This is a genomic window from Nocardiopsis metallicus (assembly GCF_014201115.1).
In the GTDB taxonomy this organism is placed as follows: Bacteria; Actinomycetota; Actinomycetes; order Streptosporangiales; family Streptosporangiaceae; genus Nocardiopsis; species Nocardiopsis metallicus.
In genome coordinates this window covers 4,349,968-4,366,114 of the sequence record NZ_JACHDO010000001.1, presented here as the reverse complement: position 1 = coordinate 4,366,114, position 16,147 = coordinate 4,349,968, and the positions used below count along the sequence as shown (strand labels likewise).

Annotated in this window: 10 protein-coding genes and 1 pseudogene; 6 read left to right on the top strand and 5 right to left on the bottom strand. The window is 70.4% G+C overall.

Translation table 11 applies throughout. The features are described from left to right. Nucleotides 1-5 precede the first annotated feature (5 nt). The 4 genes from HNR07_RS19005 to HNR07_RS18990 all read left to right on the top strand — a co-directional run bounded on the left by HNR07_RS19005 (nucleotide 6) and on the right by HNR07_RS18990 (nucleotide 7,619). Nucleotides 6-392 carry an SPW repeat protein gene (locus tag HNR07_RS19005; RefSeq protein WP_184366139.1) on the top strand — a complete coding sequence of 129 codons (387 nt, stop codon included), beginning with the start codon at nucleotides 6-8 and terminating at the stop codon, nucleotides 390-392. Nucleotides 393-438: 46 nt separating this feature from the next. Continuing rightward, nucleotides 439-771 carry an MGMT family protein gene (locus HNR07_RS19000; RefSeq protein WP_184366138.1) on the top strand — a complete coding sequence of 111 codons (333 nt, stop codon included), beginning with the start codon at nucleotides 439-441 and terminating at the stop codon, nucleotides 769-771. A 106-nt stretch (nucleotides 772-877) separates the two neighbouring features. After that, entirely contained in the window at nucleotides 878-4,030 is a 3,153-nt protein-coding gene (locus tag HNR07_RS18995) for an ATP-dependent helicase (protein WP_184372300.1), read from the top strand. Continuing rightward, on the top strand, nucleotides 4,023-7,619 hold the full coding sequence (locus tag HNR07_RS18990; RefSeq protein WP_184366137.1) for an ATP-dependent helicase: 3,597 nt from the start codon (nucleotides 4,023-4,025) through the stop codon (nucleotides 7,617-7,619). Before HNR07_RS18995 ends, HNR07_RS18990 begins: the two co-directional genes overlap by 8 nt. A gap of 560 nt (nucleotides 7,620-8,179) precedes the next feature. Here HNR07_RS18990 and HNR07_RS18985 read toward each other — a convergent pair. The 4 genes from HNR07_RS18985 to HNR07_RS18970 form a co-directional block, all read right to left on the bottom strand. Continuing rightward, the gene (locus HNR07_RS18985) at nucleotides 8,180-9,244 is read right to left on the bottom strand and encodes an IS110 family RNA-guided transposase (RefSeq protein ID WP_184366136.1); all 1,065 of its coding nucleotides are present in this window, start codon (nucleotides 9,242-9,244) and stop codon (nucleotides 8,180-8,182) included. Between the two features lie 676 nt (nucleotides 9,245-9,920). After that, complete coding sequence (locus tag HNR07_RS18980) at nucleotides 9,921-10,229, bottom strand: DUF4333 domain-containing protein (RefSeq protein WP_184366135.1); 309 nt, start codon at nucleotides 10,227-10,229, stop codon at nucleotides 9,921-9,923. Between the two features lie 183 nt (nucleotides 10,230-10,412). Then, on the bottom strand, nucleotides 10,413-11,057 hold the full coding sequence (locus tag HNR07_RS18975) for a DUF4333 domain-containing protein (protein WP_184366134.1): 645 nt from the start codon (nucleotides 11,055-11,057) through the stop codon (nucleotides 10,413-10,415). Between the two features lie 245 nt (nucleotides 11,058-11,302). Beyond that, nucleotides 11,303-11,839, bottom strand: a complete 537-nt coding sequence (locus HNR07_RS18970) for an EF-hand domain-containing protein (protein ID WP_184366133.1) — start codon at nucleotides 11,837-11,839, stop codon at nucleotides 11,303-11,305. Between the two features lie 232 nt (nucleotides 11,840-12,071). Between HNR07_RS18970 and HNR07_RS18965 the strand changes: the two are divergent. After that, a pseudogene (locus HNR07_RS18965) lies at nucleotides 12,072-13,223 on the top strand (RNA-guided endonuclease InsQ/TnpB family protein). 63 nt (nucleotides 13,224-13,286) lie between these two features. Here HNR07_RS18965 and HNR07_RS18960 read toward each other — a convergent pair. Next, nucleotides 13,287-14,954 carry an IS4 family transposase gene (locus HNR07_RS18960; RefSeq protein ID WP_184361138.1) on the bottom strand — a complete coding sequence of 556 codons (1,668 nt, stop codon included), beginning with the start codon at nucleotides 14,952-14,954 and terminating at the stop codon, nucleotides 13,287-13,289. A gap of 319 nt (nucleotides 14,955-15,273) precedes the next feature. Between HNR07_RS18960 and HNR07_RS18955 the strand changes: the two genes are divergently transcribed. After that, complete coding sequence (locus HNR07_RS18955; protein ID WP_184366132.1) at nucleotides 15,274-16,047, top strand: GntR family transcriptional regulator; 774 nt, start codon at nucleotides 15,274-15,276, stop codon at nucleotides 16,045-16,047. Nucleotides 16,048-16,147: the final 100 nt, after the last annotated feature.

Below are 16,147 nucleotides of genomic sequence, written 5' to 3'. Positions count from 1 at the left end.
GCGTTATGCGTGAGAAGGGACGCTGGGCGGACTGGGTCGCGGTCGCCCTCGGTCTCGTGGTCGGCCTGAGCTGGGTCGCGCACGGGATGCTGGGATTCTCCGGAGGGCTGTTCTTCGTGCTGGGGCTGGGGGTCATCCTGGCCGCCTCGGTGTCGTTGACCCGCCCCGGTGCGCTGTCGAGCGAGGTCGGTGTGCTCGCCGGCGGGCTGGTGCTGTTCGCCCTGCCGTGGATGCTGGGGTTCACCCACGTCACCGGGGCCGCGATGACCGCGTGGATCGGCGGCGGCGCCATCGCGCTCCTGGGGGCCTACGGCCTGTTCATGGCCAGGGCCGCGCGCAGGCGGGACCCCGAGCTCGCCTGGGGGTCGCACAGCAACGCCGTCCCGGACTAGCCGGAGCGGGGCGTGACTGTCGGCGGGGGTGGCTAGGCTCACTCGCATGAGTGAGGCGCTGCCCCCGGACGGTGAACCCGACGAGTACACCGAGGACGTCCTGTCCGTTGTGGAGCGGATCCCGCCCGGCAGGGTGATGAGCTACGGCGACATCGCCGAGTACGTCGGCCGCGGCGGGCCCCGCCAGGTGGGTTCGGTCATGTCCCAGTGGGGCGGGGGAGTGCCCTGGTGGCGGGTGGTGCGCGCGGACGGGCGGCCGGCCTCCGGGCACGAGGTGCGGGCCCTGTCCCGCTACGCCGAGGAGGGCACCCCGATGCGCCCCGGCAGTGATCGGGTGAACATGCGGCAGGCCCGGTGGGACGGGGGAAACGAGGGCTGACGGGGGCGCGGGGGCGGTCCGTTCCCTCCTCTGGCGTCCGTTGACGTCCGGGATGGTCGTCCACCTCTGGTGAACTGGAGGCGTGAACACATCCCCGTACCGTCTTGTGCGGCGCGCCCACCAGGTGCAGCCGCCTCCGGTGCTGGACGAGAACCAGCAGTGCGTGGTCGATCACCCGGGCGGGCCGCTCCTCGTCCTGGCGGGCCCCGGGACCGGCAAGACCACCACCATCGTCGAGGCCGTCGTCGACCGCATCGACAACCGCGGCGTGGACCCCTCGCGCATCCTGGTGCTCACCTTCAGCCGCAAGGCCGCCCAGGAGCTCCGTGAGCGCATCACCGGCCGCTTGCGCCGCACCACCCGCGAACCCCTGGCGCTGACCTTCCACAGTTACGCCTACTCCCTCATCCGCCGTGAGTTCCAGCGGATGGGCGACCTGCCGCCTCGGCTGCTGTCCGGCCCCGAGCAGCTCATGGAGGTACGTGAGTTGCTGAAATGGGAGTTCGAGGACGGCGCGCGGGCCTGGCCCGAACGGCTGCGGCCCGCCCTGGAGACCCGCGGTTTCGCCGAGGAGCTGCGCGACTTCCTCATGCGCGCCCAGGAACGCGGGCTCGGCCCGCAGGCGCTGGCCGAGATGGCCGCCGAACGCGATCGCGACGACTGGGCCGCGGCGGCCGGGTTCCTCTCCCGGATGAACGGTCGTTTCGACATCGCGCCCGTGCCCACGCTCAACTACGCCGAGCTGGTGCGGGTGGCCGCCAACATGCTCACCGACCCCGAGGTGCAGGAGCGCGAGCGGGCCGCCCACGAGGTGGTGTTCGTGGACGAGTACCAGGACACCGACCCCGCCCAGGAGGAGCTGCTGCGGGCCCTGGCCGGGGACGGGCGCGACCTCATCGCGGTCGGCGACCCGGACCAGTCCATCTACGCCTTCCGCGGCGCCGAGGTGGACAACATCCTGGACTTCCCCAGCCGGTTCCCCACCCTGGAGCGCGAGGACGCCCCGGTGGTCGCGCTGCGGACCTGCCGCCGGAGCGGTTCCGTCCTGCTGGCGGCCTCGCGCGGCCTCACCCGCCGCCTGCCCGCCGTGGCTTCCGCGCGCGGCCAGGTCAACGCCCACCGCGCCCTCACCCCGGCCGAGGGGGTCCCCGACGGCGAGGTGCACGTCCTGATGGCCGACAGCGCCACCCAGGAGGCCGCGGTCATCGCCGACACCCTGCGCCGCGCCCACCTGATGGACGGGGTCCCGTGGTCGGACATGGCGGTGCTGGTGCGCTCCTCCAGCCGCCAGCTCCCGGTGCTGCGCCGCGCCCTCACCGCCGCCTCGGTGCCGGTGGTCGTGGGCTCGGACGACCTGCCGGTGGCCGCCGAACCGATCGTCCGCCCGATGCTCGGCCTGATCCGCTACGGCCTGCGCCCCGAGGAGCTGGACGAGGACGCCGCCCGCGAGCTCCTGATGAGCCCGTTCGGCGAGGCCGACACTGTGCGGTTGCGGCGCCTGGTGCGGGCATTGCGGCGCCTGGACCTGGATCGGGTTCGGGAAGAGGGCGCAGCCGGGGAAGCCGCTGGGTCCGCCGGGTACCGGCCTTCCTCGCAGCTGCTCGTGGACGCTCTGCGCGACCCCCGGGAACTTACTCTGGTGGACCCCGCCATCGCCGCCCCCGCCACCCGGGTGGCGGGGGCCCTGCGTACCGTCCGGGACCTCACCGCCAAGGGGGCCGACGCCGAACAGGTCCTCTGGGAGCTGTGGCGCGACAGCGGTCTGGCCGACCGCTTCCTGCGCGCCAGCCAGGCCGGCGGCCGCAGGGGCGCCGCCGCCGACCGCGACCTCGACGCCGTGGTCGCGCTGTTCGAGAGCGCCGCGCGCTACTGCGACCGGCTGCCGCCCGGCACCCCCGACGGCTTCCTGGAGGACTTGGCCGCCCAGGAGATCCCCGGGGACAGCCTCGCCGAACGCGCGCCCGAGGGCGAGGCGGTGCGCATCCTCACCGCTCACCGCTCCAAGGGTCTGGAGTGGGGTCTGGTCGTGGTGGCCGGCGCCCAGGAGGGCGAGTGGCCGGATCTGCGCCTGCGCGGCTCCCTGCTCGGTGTGGAGGAGCTCGTGGACGCCGAGAGCCACTCCGCGGACTCCTTCGGCGCGGCTCTGGCCTCCAAGCTGCTGGACGAGGAGCGCCGCCTGTTCTACGTGGCGCTCACCCGCGCCCGCCGCACCCTCTACGTGACCTGCGTGGGCGGTGAGGACACCGACGAACGCCCCTCCCGCTTCCTCAACGAGATGGGTACGGGCGACCCCGAACCGGTCAGCACCGGCCGCCGCTGGCTCTCCCTGCCCGCGCTCGTCGCCGACCTGCGCTCGGTGGTCACCGATCCCTCCGCTCCCGGGCCGCTGCGTGAGGCGGCCGCGGCCCACCTGGCCCGCCTGGCCGAGGAAGGGGTTCGGGGGGCCGATCCGGCGGAGTGGTACGCGCTCACCCCGTTCACCGACGACCGCCCGCTCTCCGGCCCGGAGGACACCATCCGGGTCTCGCCCTCCCAGGTGGAGAGCTTCACCAACTGCCAGCTGCGCTGGCTGCTGGAGCGCGCCGCCGGTGCCTCATCGGGTGACTCCGCCTCGGCGCTCGGCACGGTGGTGCACGCGGTCGCCGTCCTGGTCGCCCAGGGCAGCTCCGCCGAGGAGGTCAGCTCCCGGATGGACGAGATCTGGACCGACCTCGACTTCGGCGGTCCCTGGCAGGCCGACAAACAGCGCGACCGGGCGGATGAGATGGTCCGCAAGTTCATCACCTGGGACGCCGCCAACGACCGCGAGCTGGTCGTCACGGAAGAGGGCTTCAAGGTGGACGTGGGCGGTATCGAGATCACCGGCCGCGTCGACCGTCTCGAACGCGACGCCGAGGGCCGCGCCGTGGTCGTGGACATCAAGACCGGCGGCACCAAGGCCGACGACCTGGCCCGCCACCCCCAGCTCGGCGTCTACCAGATGGCCGTGCTCAAGGGCGCCTTCGCCAAACTCGGCCTGGCCGAACCCGGCGGCGCCGCGCTCGTGCAGGTCGGCAAGGCCGCACTCAGCAAGAAGGCGCGTGAACAGGCCCAGCCGCCGTTGGGCGAGGACCCCGACCCCGGATGGGCGCAGACCCTCGTGCGCGAGGTCGCCACCGGCATGGGCGGATCCCGCTTCGCCGCCACCCGCAACACCGGATGCAACTCGTGCGCCGTACGCGCCTGCTGCCCGGTTCAGGACGAGGGCCGACATGTCTGAACCCACCACCCCCGCCCCCGCGGCTTTCGGAGCGTCCGAGGAGCACCGGCCCCGTTTCAGCCCGGCCGAGCTCGCCCGGCTGCTCAAGCGGCCCGAGCCGACGACCGAGCAGGCCCAGGTCATCGCGGCGCCGCTGGAGCCCGGCGTGGTCATCGCCGGAGCGGGGTCGGGCAAGAGCGAGACCATGGCTTCGCGCGTGGTCTGGCTGGTCGCCAACGGGCACGTGCGCCCGGAGCAGGTCCTCGGCCTGACCTTCACGAGGAAGGCCACCGCCGAACTGGCCGAGCGGGTGCGCAAGCGCCTGGAGCAGCTGCGCGCCACCGAGCAGCTCCCGGACGAGCTGCTGGACGGCGAGCCCACGGTCTCCACCTACAACTCCTACGCCGGGCGCATCGTCGGCGACCACGCCCTGCGTGAGGCGGTCGAACCCACCTCGCGGCTGCTGAGCGAGGGGCAGGCGTGGCAGCTGGCCGCCCGGATCGTCGGCGAGTACGACGGGCCGATGGACCACGTCAACGTCGGCGCGGACACCGTCACCCGCCGGGTGCTGGACCTGTCCGGGCAGATCTCCGACCACCTCACCACCACCGACCAGGTGCGCGGGGTGGGGCGCTGGATCCAGGCCGGGGTGGACGCGATGTCCCGCAAGCCCACCCAGCCCACCCGGGACCTGGTGGACACCCAGCGCCGTAGGGAGGAACTCCTGCCGCTGGTGGAGCGCTACAACCACGCCAAGCACACCCGCGAGGCGATGGACTTCGGCGACCAGATGGCGCTCGCCGCGCGCATCGCGCAGAACCACCCCGAGGTCGGGCTGATCGAACGCGGACGCTTCCGCGTGGTGCTCCTGGACGAGTACCAGGACACCAGCCACGCCCAGCTGGTGCTGCTGCGCGCGCTCTTCGGCGACGGACACGCGGTCACGGCGGTGGGCGACCCCTGCCAGTCCATCTACGGCTGGCGCGGGGCGATCGCGGCCAACCTCACCAGCTTCCCCACGGACTTCCCGATCGCACCGGGGCGGCCCGCCTCGGTGCGCCGCCTCTCCCTGAGCTTCCGCAACGGGGAGAAGGTCCTGAACGTCGCCGAGCGGATCTCCGAGCCGTTGCGGGCGGAGGCGGCGGACGTGCCGGTTCTGCACCCCGGGCCCGCGAGGAGGGGCCGGGGGACCGCGCTGACCGCCCTGTTCTCCACCGAGACCGAGGAGGCGGCGTGGATCGCCCAGCAGGTGCGGGCGCTGGTCGAGGCCACCGCCGAGGAGGCGGGGGGACCGGTCTTCGCCCCGGACGGCAAGGCCTGGCCCGAGGGTGAGTCCGGCGGGGGACAGGAGGGGCGGATCAGCCCGGGCGACATCGCGGTCCTGTGCCGCAAGCGCTCCCAGTTCCCGCCGCTGCGCGAGGCGCTGGAAGCGCAGGACATCCCGGTGGAGGTCGTCGGCCTGGGCGGACTCATGCTGGTGCCCGAGGTCCGCGACATCATCGCGACGCTGAGGGTCGTCCACGACGCCTCCGCCGGAAACGAACTGGCCCGCCTGCTCACCGGACCGCGCTGGCGGATGGGGCCCCGGGACCTGGCCGCTCTCGGCAAGCGCGCCTCCGAACTGGCCCGGCACACCCGCCGCGACCTCACCGGACCCGCCGCCGAGGAGAGCGCGGAGGGCGAGGAATCCGAGGACCTGCTGCGCCGTACGGTTCTCGACCTGACCGCCGAGAGCGGCAGCCTCGTCGACGCCGTCGACGACCCCGGGGACGCCGCGAACTACTCCGCGACCGCCTACGAGCGCCTGGGACGGCTGTCCGAGGAGCTGCGCACCCTGCGCAAGTTCGTGGGGCAGCCGCTGCCGGACCTGATCACCGAGATCGAGCGCATGCTCGGCCTGGACATCGAGGTCGCGGCGCGGATCCACCGCGACCCGCTCTCGGCCCGCGCGGATCTGGACGCCTTCGTCGACCACGCCGTGCGGTTCGTGGGCAACACCGAGGACCCCACCCTGGGGAGCTTCCTGGGCTACCTCAACGCCGCCGAGGAGAACGAGAGCGCGCTCAGCCCGGGGGAGCGGGTCGGCGGTTCGGACAGCGTGAAGCTGATGACCATGCACGGCGCCAAGGGCCTGGAGTGGCCGGTGGTGATCGTGCCGGGGGTGAGCGCGGGCAAGCGCGCCCCGCTGTTCCCGGCCAAGGCCCGTGACTCCCTGGCCTGGGTGAAGGCGGACCACCTGCTCCCGTACCCGCTGCGCGGCGACCGCTCCAGCCTGCCCGCGCTGCGCGGGGTGGAGAAGGACGACATCGCGGCCTTCAAGGAGGCCGAGGAAGCCCGCCACCTGATGGAGGAGCGGCGCCTGGCGTACGTGGCGGTCACCCGCGCCTCCTACGCCCTGGTGTGCACGGGTCACTGGTGGGGGCGGACCGGCAGCACCCCGCGCGGACCCTCGGAGTTCCTGGAGGAGATCCGCGCCGCCTGCGAGCGGGGCGCGGGCTCCGTCGTGCGCTGGGACCCGCCGCCGGACCCCGAGGACACCAACCCGCACGACGAGCAGGAGTCCTCGGCGGTGTGGCCGCCACAGGAGCCGCAGGCGGAGGCGGAGGAGCCCGACCCCTCGTCCGTACCGGTGGTGTCCGACCCCGTACCGGACTTCGAGTTCGGCCCCGAACCGGACTTCGAGTACGAGCCGGAGTACGACCCCGAGTTCGACGACGTGCCGCCCGTACCCGAATACGAGCCTGTTCCCGAACCTGAGCCCGGGCCCGCACCGGCCCGGACGGTGTCCGAGCCGCCGGAGGACTCCCGCCGCGCCCAGATCCTGGCCGGCGCCGACCTGGTCGAGAACGCCCGGGCCCGCATCCGCGAGGGCAGACCCGCCGGTCCCAGGAAGACCCCCGAGGGGCTGCGCCGCCGACTCCAGGGCTGGGAACGCGACACCGAGCTGCTGCTGGCCCACCGCGACCGCGCCACCACCGGTCCGGGGGAAGGCCCGGTCCAGGTGGAGCTGCCCGATCACCTGTCGGTGTCCTCGATGGTCTGGCTGGCCCGGGACCCCTCTGCGCTGGCCCGCCAGATCCGCCGCCCCCTGCCCCGGCCGCCCGCGCCGCACACCCGGCGCGGTACGGCCTTCCACACCTGGCTGGAGCAGCGCTTCGGCCAGAACGCCACGCTGTTGGACGAGTTGCCCGGGGCCGCAGACGAGACCGCCGGAGAGGACGAGGACCTCGCCGAGCTCCAGAGGAGGTTCGAGGAGAGCGAGTGGGGGCCGCGTATCCCGAGCGAGGTCGAGGTGCCCTTCGAGACGGTCATCGGCGACCGTCTGATTCGCGGCCGCATGGACGCCGTCTTCCATGACGCGGACACCGGCCGCTACGACGTCGTCGACTGGAAGACCGGCCGACCGCCAGGGAACCAGGTCGAGCGCAGGGCGGTGAGCGTGCAGCTGGCGGCCTACCGTCTGGCCTGGGCCGATCTTGCCGGAGTGGAGCTGGAGGAGGTCCGGGCCGCTTTCCACTATGTGCGGGCCGGAGAGACGGTGAGGCCTGCTGACCTGCTGGACGCGGAGGGCCTTGCCGCCCTGATCACCAACGTTCCCGAACCCACCTGACCTCGGCGTCCACATCTGGGGTTCTGGTTGCGGTCCTCCCGTTTCCCGTGGCTTGACGGTTGCTGTCTGCGCTGCGCGCGTCGAGGGCTCCGCGTCAAGGTCGTCGCGTCGAGGGCTTCGCCCGCAGGGCGCTCCACGTTGACCCGCTTCGCCGCGACGGCGGTGGGCGGCTGAGGGGAAACGGGGGGAGGAGCGGCCCGTGGTGGTGGACGGTCCCCCGAAGGAACCCAGGAGCCCAACGGCAACGGCAGACACCAACCGCGCGGCCTTGGGCCGGTCCTCTCCCCGGCCCGGAGCCCAACGCCTGGCCGTGTCCCGGCCGCCCATGCGCCCGGAGGGACAAGCGGCAGCGAGGGCAGCAGGTTCCTCACCCCTGCGCGGACCGGGCCGCGTGCCGCGTCCGGTCGCGCGTGCCATCGGACCCCCGGCGGTGAGGGCGGGACTTCAGCGCTGTGGTGGTGACTCTGGGCAAGCCAGGGCGACCGCGACCGCGACCGCAACCCGCGCCTAAGGCTGCCCACCGCTTCCGAAACCCCCTCACCCCCGATGACGCTTCTATGTCAAGTGGCGGGTTGAAGACAGACCTCAGCCCGCCCTCTCACCACTTGATCAGCGACCATCGCCCGATACACCACATCCACCAGATGCCGCTTCAAAGCCCGATACGCACCCTTGGTGCCCTTGGCCCCCTCCCGGGAACGCACGAACTCCCGCGCTGGCTCACCCAGCCGGACCTGGACCACCCCGATCGAGTGCAACGCCCGATTCACCTGCCGGTTCCCACCCCGGTGCAACCGGTGCCGATCCCGCCCCGAGGAAAACACCGGAATCGGCGCGCTCCCCGCCCACCGCGCCATCCTCGCCGAGGTCGCAAACCGCGACACATCCCCCACCTGCGCAAGCAACACCGCAGCCCAGACCACACCCACACCACGAATCCCCAACAGGTTCGGCGCCAACGGCTCCACCAACTCCTTCAGGCGCCGCTCCACCTCGGCCGCACGCACGAACAGGGTGTGGATCTCCTCCAACTGCTCCAGCAGAGCCCACCGCACCATCTCGTCCAACCCGGCCCCCTCCACCAGCGCACGCACCCGCCCCACCTTGGCCCGGGTGGCCAACGCCCCCTGGCCCAGACGGTGGTCCAGCTCGATGTGCACCGCCGCCAGCACCCGGTTGGTCAGGGCCACACGCTGATCGGTCAGGTTCTGGCGCAGGTTCACCAGCACACGCACCTGCCGCACCTGCGGGTCGATCCGGTGACGGGCCAGGCCAGGGTCGGCCAGGGCCGCACGCGCGATGGCCACCGCGTCGATCACGTCGGACTTGGCGCCCACCGGCCCGCCCAGGCGGCGGTGGGCGGCCATAGCACGCGGTGGCACCCACACCACCTCCTGGCCCGCCCCCAGCAGAGCGTCGGCCAGGGCCCGGCCCAGGCCGGGGCCGCCCTCGATGGCCCACAGCACCGGGCTGTTTGCGGCCAGGGCACGGATCCAGGCCAAGAGCTGGCCCAGGGCCTGGGGGCCCGTGTTGACCTTCTTGGCCCTGCCCAGGCGGGTGCCGTCCTGGGCCAGCGCGACGGCCTGGTGCATGTCCTTGTGCGGATCGATACCCACTGTCACCATGGTGGTGTCCTGCTTCCTCTTGGTCAGGAACGGGACGACTACCAGGGCCCTGGCCCGGGGGACAGATCTACTGTGAGTTATCGGCTGCACAGGCTTCTATGAGGTCACTCCCGCGGCCAGGGCCTTGGCCTGCGAGCGCTGGTGGACAGGTCATCGATAGGTCCACGCGGGACAGATCTTGCTGGAGTCACCCCAGCGCCGCTGCCGGGCGGCTCCCGTCGAAACCCTCCCGACACCCACCATGGTGAACCAGTAGATCTTGCTACCAGGGGCAAGTTCGGCGCCGAACTTGCCCCTGGTAGCAAGATCATCTCTGAAACCGGGGCCGAAACCGGGCCCGGGGCCTGGGGGCTCTCTCCTTCGCTGCTGCTTTTCCGTCACCGACCTTGACCGGCCGCGACACGGCCCGCCGATCCGCGCCGAGCCGGGGAGGACTCCGACCGAAGGCCGAGGTAGTTCGGGTTGGGCCCCAACCACTCCTCCCCCGTTTCCCGTCAGCCGCCCACCGCCGTCGCGGCGAAGCGGATCAAGGTGGAGCGCCCTGCGGGCGAAGCCTTCGACGCGCGCAGCGCAGACGGCCACCGTCGAGCGGCGGGAAACGGGGGAACGAACCTAGGGAGCCCGGCAGTGACCAGAGGGTGGTCACGGCCGGGCTTCGGTCGTTCCTGCTGGGTTACTAGGGTGCTTCGGTCCGGATTTCCCACTGGACCTCGTTGCCGTCGACCTCGGTGACCGTGACTGTCGCGTCGATGGTCTCGCCATCGATCTCGATCACGCAGCGGATCTCGGCGCCCACCTCGGCGGGGAGCCCTTCATCGCAGGTGAGGTCGTCCGGTTCCTGGCCGAGCTCCGAGGTCAGCATCTTGCTGGACTCTTCGGCGACCCTGCTGGCCGAGATGGATGCCGAGCAGCCGGTGGCCAGAAGGATGGACAGAGCGCCCAGTGCCGCGCTGGCGATGATTCGTTCGCGTTTGACCTGAAGCATTGTGGCCTCCTGAGGCATGGGGGATTCGTGGGGGTAGTGCGCGCCTCAGTCAGACTCCGCAAACGGCTCTCTGGTTCTGCGGGAAGACGTTTCTCTACCTGTTCGTGGTCCTGCCGGGCCGGTAAGGGGAGGGAGCCGCCGCAGGGGTGGGGGCGGCCCCCGTAGGGCCCTGGGGCGGCGGGGCTACTCGTCGAAGTGGATGTCCCACTTGACGTCGCTGCCTTCGACGGAGGTCACCGTGACGGTGATGTGCTGGGTGGTGCCGTTCTCGATGAACTGGCAGCCCAACTGGGCCCCGACCTCCGCGAGCAGGTGGGTGTCACTGCAGACGAAGTTCTCGGGGGAGTGGCCGGCTGCCTCCAGTGCCGGGGTCGACTGGTTGATGACCTCCGTGTTGCTCACCTGGCCGTTGTTCGCCACGGCGGAGGAGCCGTCCTGGACTTCGGCGGCGTCGCCAGTCGGGGCGTCGTCGACCTTGACGTCCCAGTTGACGTCGGAACCGTCGACCTCGGTCGTCGTGACGGTCACGCCGAGGCTTTCGCCGCCGTGGGTGAGTTCGCAGCGGATCTCGGCGCCCACCTCCGCGGGCAGGTCCTCGGAGCAGGTGAAGTCGTCGGGGGTCTCGCCGACCTGTTCGGCCAGCATCGCGCTCGACTTCTCGGCGACCTCCGCGGCATCGACGGCCCCGACGGCGTCGACGGCGTCGGCGGTGTCGACGGCCTCAAGGTCCCCGACGCTGAAGTCGAAGGAGCAGCCGGTCGCCAGCAGGAGGGGAAGCGCTCCCAGTGCCAACCCGGCGATGATTCCATGGCGTCTGAACTGCTGCATTGCGGGCTCCTAGTGTTGGTGGACTGTTGCCGCAAGGATGGACGCGGGTCATGGTGCGCGGGTTCCGAAGACCGAGGAGCTGAGATGTTTTTGTGGCTTTATGTCTTATTTGTTCACTCGGTGTCCGTGAAGGAACCGCCTGCGTCACGGGTCTTCCGTTCACAGGCCCCGCGAGGAGACCCAGGCGGGGCGCCGCCGGGCGGCGGCGGTTCCCGTGCGCCGCCGCCCGTTGCCGTTCAGACCGCTCAGACCACCCCGAAGACGAAGCCGCCGGGGGAGTCCAGGTCGTCGCCGAACAGGAACTGGCGGGCGGAGAGCACGAACTCCTCGCGGCTGATGTAGCCGTCACCATCGGTGTCCACGTGCGAGAACCGCTTGCGCGCGTCCTCCTCACGGGCTCCCAGGGCGTTCGTGTACACCAGGAACTCCTCCTGGCTGATCCGGCCGTCCCTGGCCTCGTCCAAAAGGTCGAACACGGCCTCCGCCACGGCCTCGGCCGCGTTCGAGCGGCTCCTGTCCTCCGCAGCCGAGTGCATGGCCGCCACGAACCGGTCCCGGTCCAATGGCTCGTCCTGCGAGGCCTGGGCCAGCTTCTGCCATAGGGACTCGTACGCCTCCCGGACGGCCTGGGCCCTGGGCTCGGACGCGGCCAGGCCGTAGCCGGACAGGTAGCGGTCCACGAGGCGCTGGTAGTCAGCCCAGGTCACCGTCTTGTCGCCGTCAGTGTCCAAGGCGTCGAAGAGATCGCCGAACCTGGCGGCGATCTGGGGGTTGGTGCTCACGCGGTCCTCCTGGAATCGGGGCGGGCCCTTCCCGCCCCCAGACTTCAGAGTCCCAGGTCCCGGAAAAGGTTCCCTTTCAACCATTGCTAGCGAGGAATCCCGGTCGTTCACGGCTGGGAGGAATCGCTCCGCCCCTTGGCCTGTAAAGCTTCAGCGCCAATGGTGTTGCGGACTGTGGGGAGTTTTCTAGTTCTGCCACACCCGCCGGGGTGGTTCGTTAACGTGTTCGATCATGAAGGTCGTTACACAGGTGAAGCTGATCCCCGACGCCGCTCAGGAGGCGGCTTTGTGGGAGACGCTGAAGCTGTGCAACCAGGCAGCCAACCACGCTTCCCGACGCGCCCACAAGAGCGGCGTGAAGGCCAAGGCGCCGTTGCAGCGCCTGGTCTACGGCGAGCTCAAAGCGATGGGGTTGTCGGCCCAGCCCGCGATCCACTGCGTACGCAAGGTCGCTGGGGCCTGTGCCACGTCGAAGGCCAACCTCAAGGCCGGGAACCACGGCCCTGAGGGGTCCAAGCGCCGCACTCGGGTGGAGAACTCGCCGGTGCGGTTCCGCAAGGACGCCGCGCAGCCCTTCGACGACCGGTCGCTGTCCTGGCAGATGGACGCGCGCACCGTCTCGATCTGGACGGTGCGGGGGCGGATGAAGGGTGTGCTGTTCACCGGTTCCCCGGAGCAGGTGAAGTTGCTTGCCGAGTACCGGCAGGGTGAGTCCGACCTGGTCCGACGCGGTGGCAACTGGTATGTGTACGCCACGTGCGAGGTTCCCGAGGCCGATGAGTACACCCCCGAGGGGTTCCTCGGCGTCGACCTGGGCATCGCCAACATCGCCACCACCTCCGACGGGACCCTCTACTCCGGTAAGCGCATCAATCATGTCCGGCACCGGCACCGTCATCTGCGCCGAAGGTAGCGGCACAAGGGCACCAAGTCGGCCAAACGGGTGCTGCGCCGGTTGTCGGGCCGGGAGAGGCGGTTCGCGGCCGATACCAATCACCGCATCGCCAAACGCATCGTGACCGAGGCTCAACGCACCTGTCGCGGCATCGCCCTGGAGGATTTGGGTGGTATCCGCGAGAGGGCACGGCTACGCAAGCCCCAGCGGGTCACGCTGCACTCCTGGTCCTTCGCCCAGCTCGGGTCCTATATCGCCTACAAGGCGAAACGGGCCGGGGTTCCGGTGGTGTACGTGGATGCGGCCTACACCTCGCAGGGGTGCAGCGAGTGCGACCACGTCGACAAGAGGAACCGGACCAACCAGGCCACCTTTGTGTGCACGTCGTGCGGCTTCGCTGAGCACGCCGACGTCAACGCAGCCCGCAACGTCGCCAAGCGCGGTGTGGTGGGTTGGGCAGTGAGTCACGCTGCCGACGACGCGGCCTGAGACGTACCCGCCAGGTAGGTGTTAGAGCTGCAAGCTCGGTCCTTCAGGACCAATGCCGCGTAGTTAGGCGGTGGACTGAGAGGGCAAATCATGGGTTCCTGCTGGTAGGCGCCATTCCGGTGCGAGTCTGTACAGGCCCCGGCCAACTTTGCTAAGAAGACCGTCCTTCGCCCACTGGCCCAGTTGCGCGCAGAAACTGCGGTAGTGATCGATGCTGAGACTGCGCGCGATCTCCTTCGAACTCCAGGTGCGCTGACCGGCTGTTCGTAGGAGCTGCAGGGTGCGGTCTCGACGGCCCTGCCTGCGCCCGCCAGGCGAAGGCGGCGTGGAAGCGCAGGTAAGACCCCTGGGGTCCGCGCCGGTCTGCGCGGTGTGGACCGTGATAGCCAGATGGATGATGTTCCGGCTGCTCAGTGGGCGTTCCTCAGTAGAGTTGCCTCGGTAGCGGGAGGTGTAGGCCTTCACCCGGCGGGCGCTGAGGCGGGCACGACGTCTGGGCAAAAGACCGGTCATGACCGCGTGGGTGATTGTTGCGGTGCCGGGAAGGCAGGACAGGACGCCCTGTGCGGTGATGACCTGGTTGCGGGCGGCCTCAAGGGCGACGGTGAAACTCGCACGGTCTGGATCGATGGAGGCATCGGTGTCAGTGGCCTCGACCATCGCGCGTCGTAGCGCCTGGTAGAGAGCGAGTTGGGCCCAGATCTCCTGCTGCAGACCAAAGGGGTCCTGCGAGCGCAGGACGAGTCCGTCGAGCAGAGTGTGCCGCAAGGCGTAGAAGGCAGACTCCACTTCCCAACGCTCGTGGTACAGGCGGATCAGGGTGGTGGCAGGATCGTGTCGGTGGTCTAGCAACGTGGTGGCCAGCCGGTACCTGCTGGCGATTCGTTGCCCGTCCTGGCAGGTGGCGGTGATGTCCGCTTCGATGACACGCAGGGTCAGACCGTTGATCCGCGTCAGGTAGGAGCCGTCGGGCAGGGGTGTCATCACTGCGGGGGTACGGCGCCCGTTGAGGCGGATCAGTAGTTGGGCCCGGGTACCGGCGACCTGGGTGAGGAAGTCATCGGAGTCGAAGCCGCGATCGGCCAGCAAGAGCATGCTCGCGTCGAGAAGGGGCAGCAGGCGTCTGGCATAGCCGCGTTCACCGCAGCTGGTGGGGCCAAAGACCGCACCCAGCAGGCTGCGGGTACCGGTCTCACACAGGGCCATCAGCCGGAGCATGGGGTAGCCGTCCCAGCCGTTGGGGCGTAGTACCTTGCCCAGCCAGCCTCGCACGCGTAGCTGGTCAGGGGCTTTGATGGATGAACAGCCGTCCAGGGCCACGGTGCGCCAGTGGCGGTAGCTGATCCCGGGTGTGCGTGGTCGGCCGACAGGTCCGGCCAGTGTCTCAAAGAGCAGTTTCAACGGGGCTGGGCTCAGCCGTCGGCGCAGGTCCCGCAGCCCTTTTTCCGAGGGGCGGGCGGTGCCCGCAGACTGTATTCCGGCCACCAGTTTGTCCCAGACCCTGGCGTATCCCAGTGAGGGGAAGAGCGCCAGCGCGAGCAGGAAGTACACGCCAACTCGTGAGGGGAGCTGCCGGAGCCGCTGTTGGAGGTGGTTGGTTCGTGCTAGCACGTCATCGACGAGTTCGAAGGGGATGTGCTGGGTCAACTCGCCCAGATGCCCTGGCGCGAAGATGCCCTCGGCTGTTTCAACGACACGGGTGGACACAGAGATGGCAGACTGGTGTGGCAACGGGACCTCTTGTGTGAGCGGTGATGACCTTGGTCGGTATCACTGCGTCTATCAGGGGGTCCCGTTCCTGGTGTAGAGGGGGTGCTCTGGCGGTGGGTGTCCGAGTTGCTTTGATGGATGATCGCCTAACTACGCGGCATTGCCTTCAGGACCGAGAAGTTGACATCCCCAGGTGACCCGGTTCTCTGAGGGCTCTGGTCTCCCGGGTGACCCGAATCGGGTGGAACCAGATCGAACCGGGGCGATGGCGGGGCGACCGGGCTCTCGGTGCCCGGTGGCGCTGCGCGTGAGGGCCGGGCGTTCACGCGGGTAGGGGACAATGTCGGGCGTGTCGGTGACCGGAATCCCTCAGGACGGCGGGGCGCCCGTGCGCGCGGGTGTGCCCGAACACGGGCGCGTGCCCAAGTACTACGCGGTGCGCATACGGCTCACCGAGCTGGTGGACGGCCTGCCCGAAGGGCGTGTCCTGCCCACCGAGCGCGAGCTGGCCGAACGCTTCGGCGCGGCCCGGGAGACCGTCCGCCAGGCACTGCGGGACCTGTTCCTGGAGGGCCGCCTTCGCCGCCGGGGGCGGGGGACGGTCGTGGCCGGGCCCAAGCTCGAACAGCCCCTCTCCCTCACCAGCTACACCGAGGGGGTGCGCCGCCAGGGCCGGTCCCCGGGACGGACCCTGGTCGACCTGCGCAGGTGGCCGTGCCCGGCTGGACTCGCGGCCGAGCTTGACCTGGCCGAAGGGGAGCCGGTCTGGCACATGGAGCGGGTGCTGTGGGCCGACGACGAACGCGTGGGGTTGGAGTCCACCTACGTGGCCGTGGAGCGCGCGCCCCGGTTGGACACCGACTTCGACCCCGACTCCAGTTTCTACGCCTACCTGCGGGAGCAGGCGGGCGACGGCTTCGCCAGCGCCGACGAGCGCCTGGAGACGGTCCTGGCCACCCCGCGCGAGGCCCTGCTCGTCGGAACCCCGCCCGCGCTGCCCATGCTGCTCATCCACCGCCTGTCCCGGGACGCTCAGGGCCGTCCGCTCGAACGCGTGCGCTCCCTGTACCGGGGGGACCGGTTCAGTTTCACCACGCGTCTCACCGCTGAGTGAACCAGGAGGCCTGGGCGTGATCTTTGATAACGAATGAATAACGTGTCTGGTCCAAAGTTTGAGGGCGGTTCACCCGCGCTTCCCTCCCGGGCACCGGTCG

What these genes read in the sequence shown, in the direction of transcription:
- HNR07_RS19005 (WP_184366139.1), top strand. Translation starts at nt 6, where the DNA reads ATGCGTGAGAAGGGACGCTGGGCGGACTGGGTCGCGGTCGCCCTCGGT.
- HNR07_RS19000 (WP_184366138.1), top strand. Translation starts at nt 439, where the DNA reads ATGAGTGAGGCGCTGCCCCCGGACGGTGAACCCGACGAGTACACCGAG.
- HNR07_RS18990 (WP_184366137.1), top strand. Translation starts at nt 4,023, where the DNA reads ATGTCTGAACCCACCACCCCCGCCCCCGCGGCTTTCGGAGCGTCCGAG.
- HNR07_RS18985 (WP_184366136.1), bottom strand. Translation starts at nt 9,244, where the DNA reads ATGGTGACAGTGGGTATCGATCCGCACAAGGACATGCACCAGGCCGTC.
- HNR07_RS18980 (WP_184366135.1), bottom strand. Translation starts at nt 10,229, where the DNA reads ATGCTTCAGGTCAAACGCGAACGAATCATCGCCAGCGCGGCACTGGGC.
- HNR07_RS18975 (WP_184366134.1), bottom strand. Translation starts at nt 11,057, where the DNA reads ATGCAGCAGTTCAGACGCCATGGAATCATCGCCGGGTTGGCACTGGGA.
- HNR07_RS18955 (WP_184366132.1), top strand. Translation starts at nt 15,274, where the DNA reads ATGTCGGGCGTGTCGGTGACCGGAATCCCTCAGGACGGCGGGGCGCCC.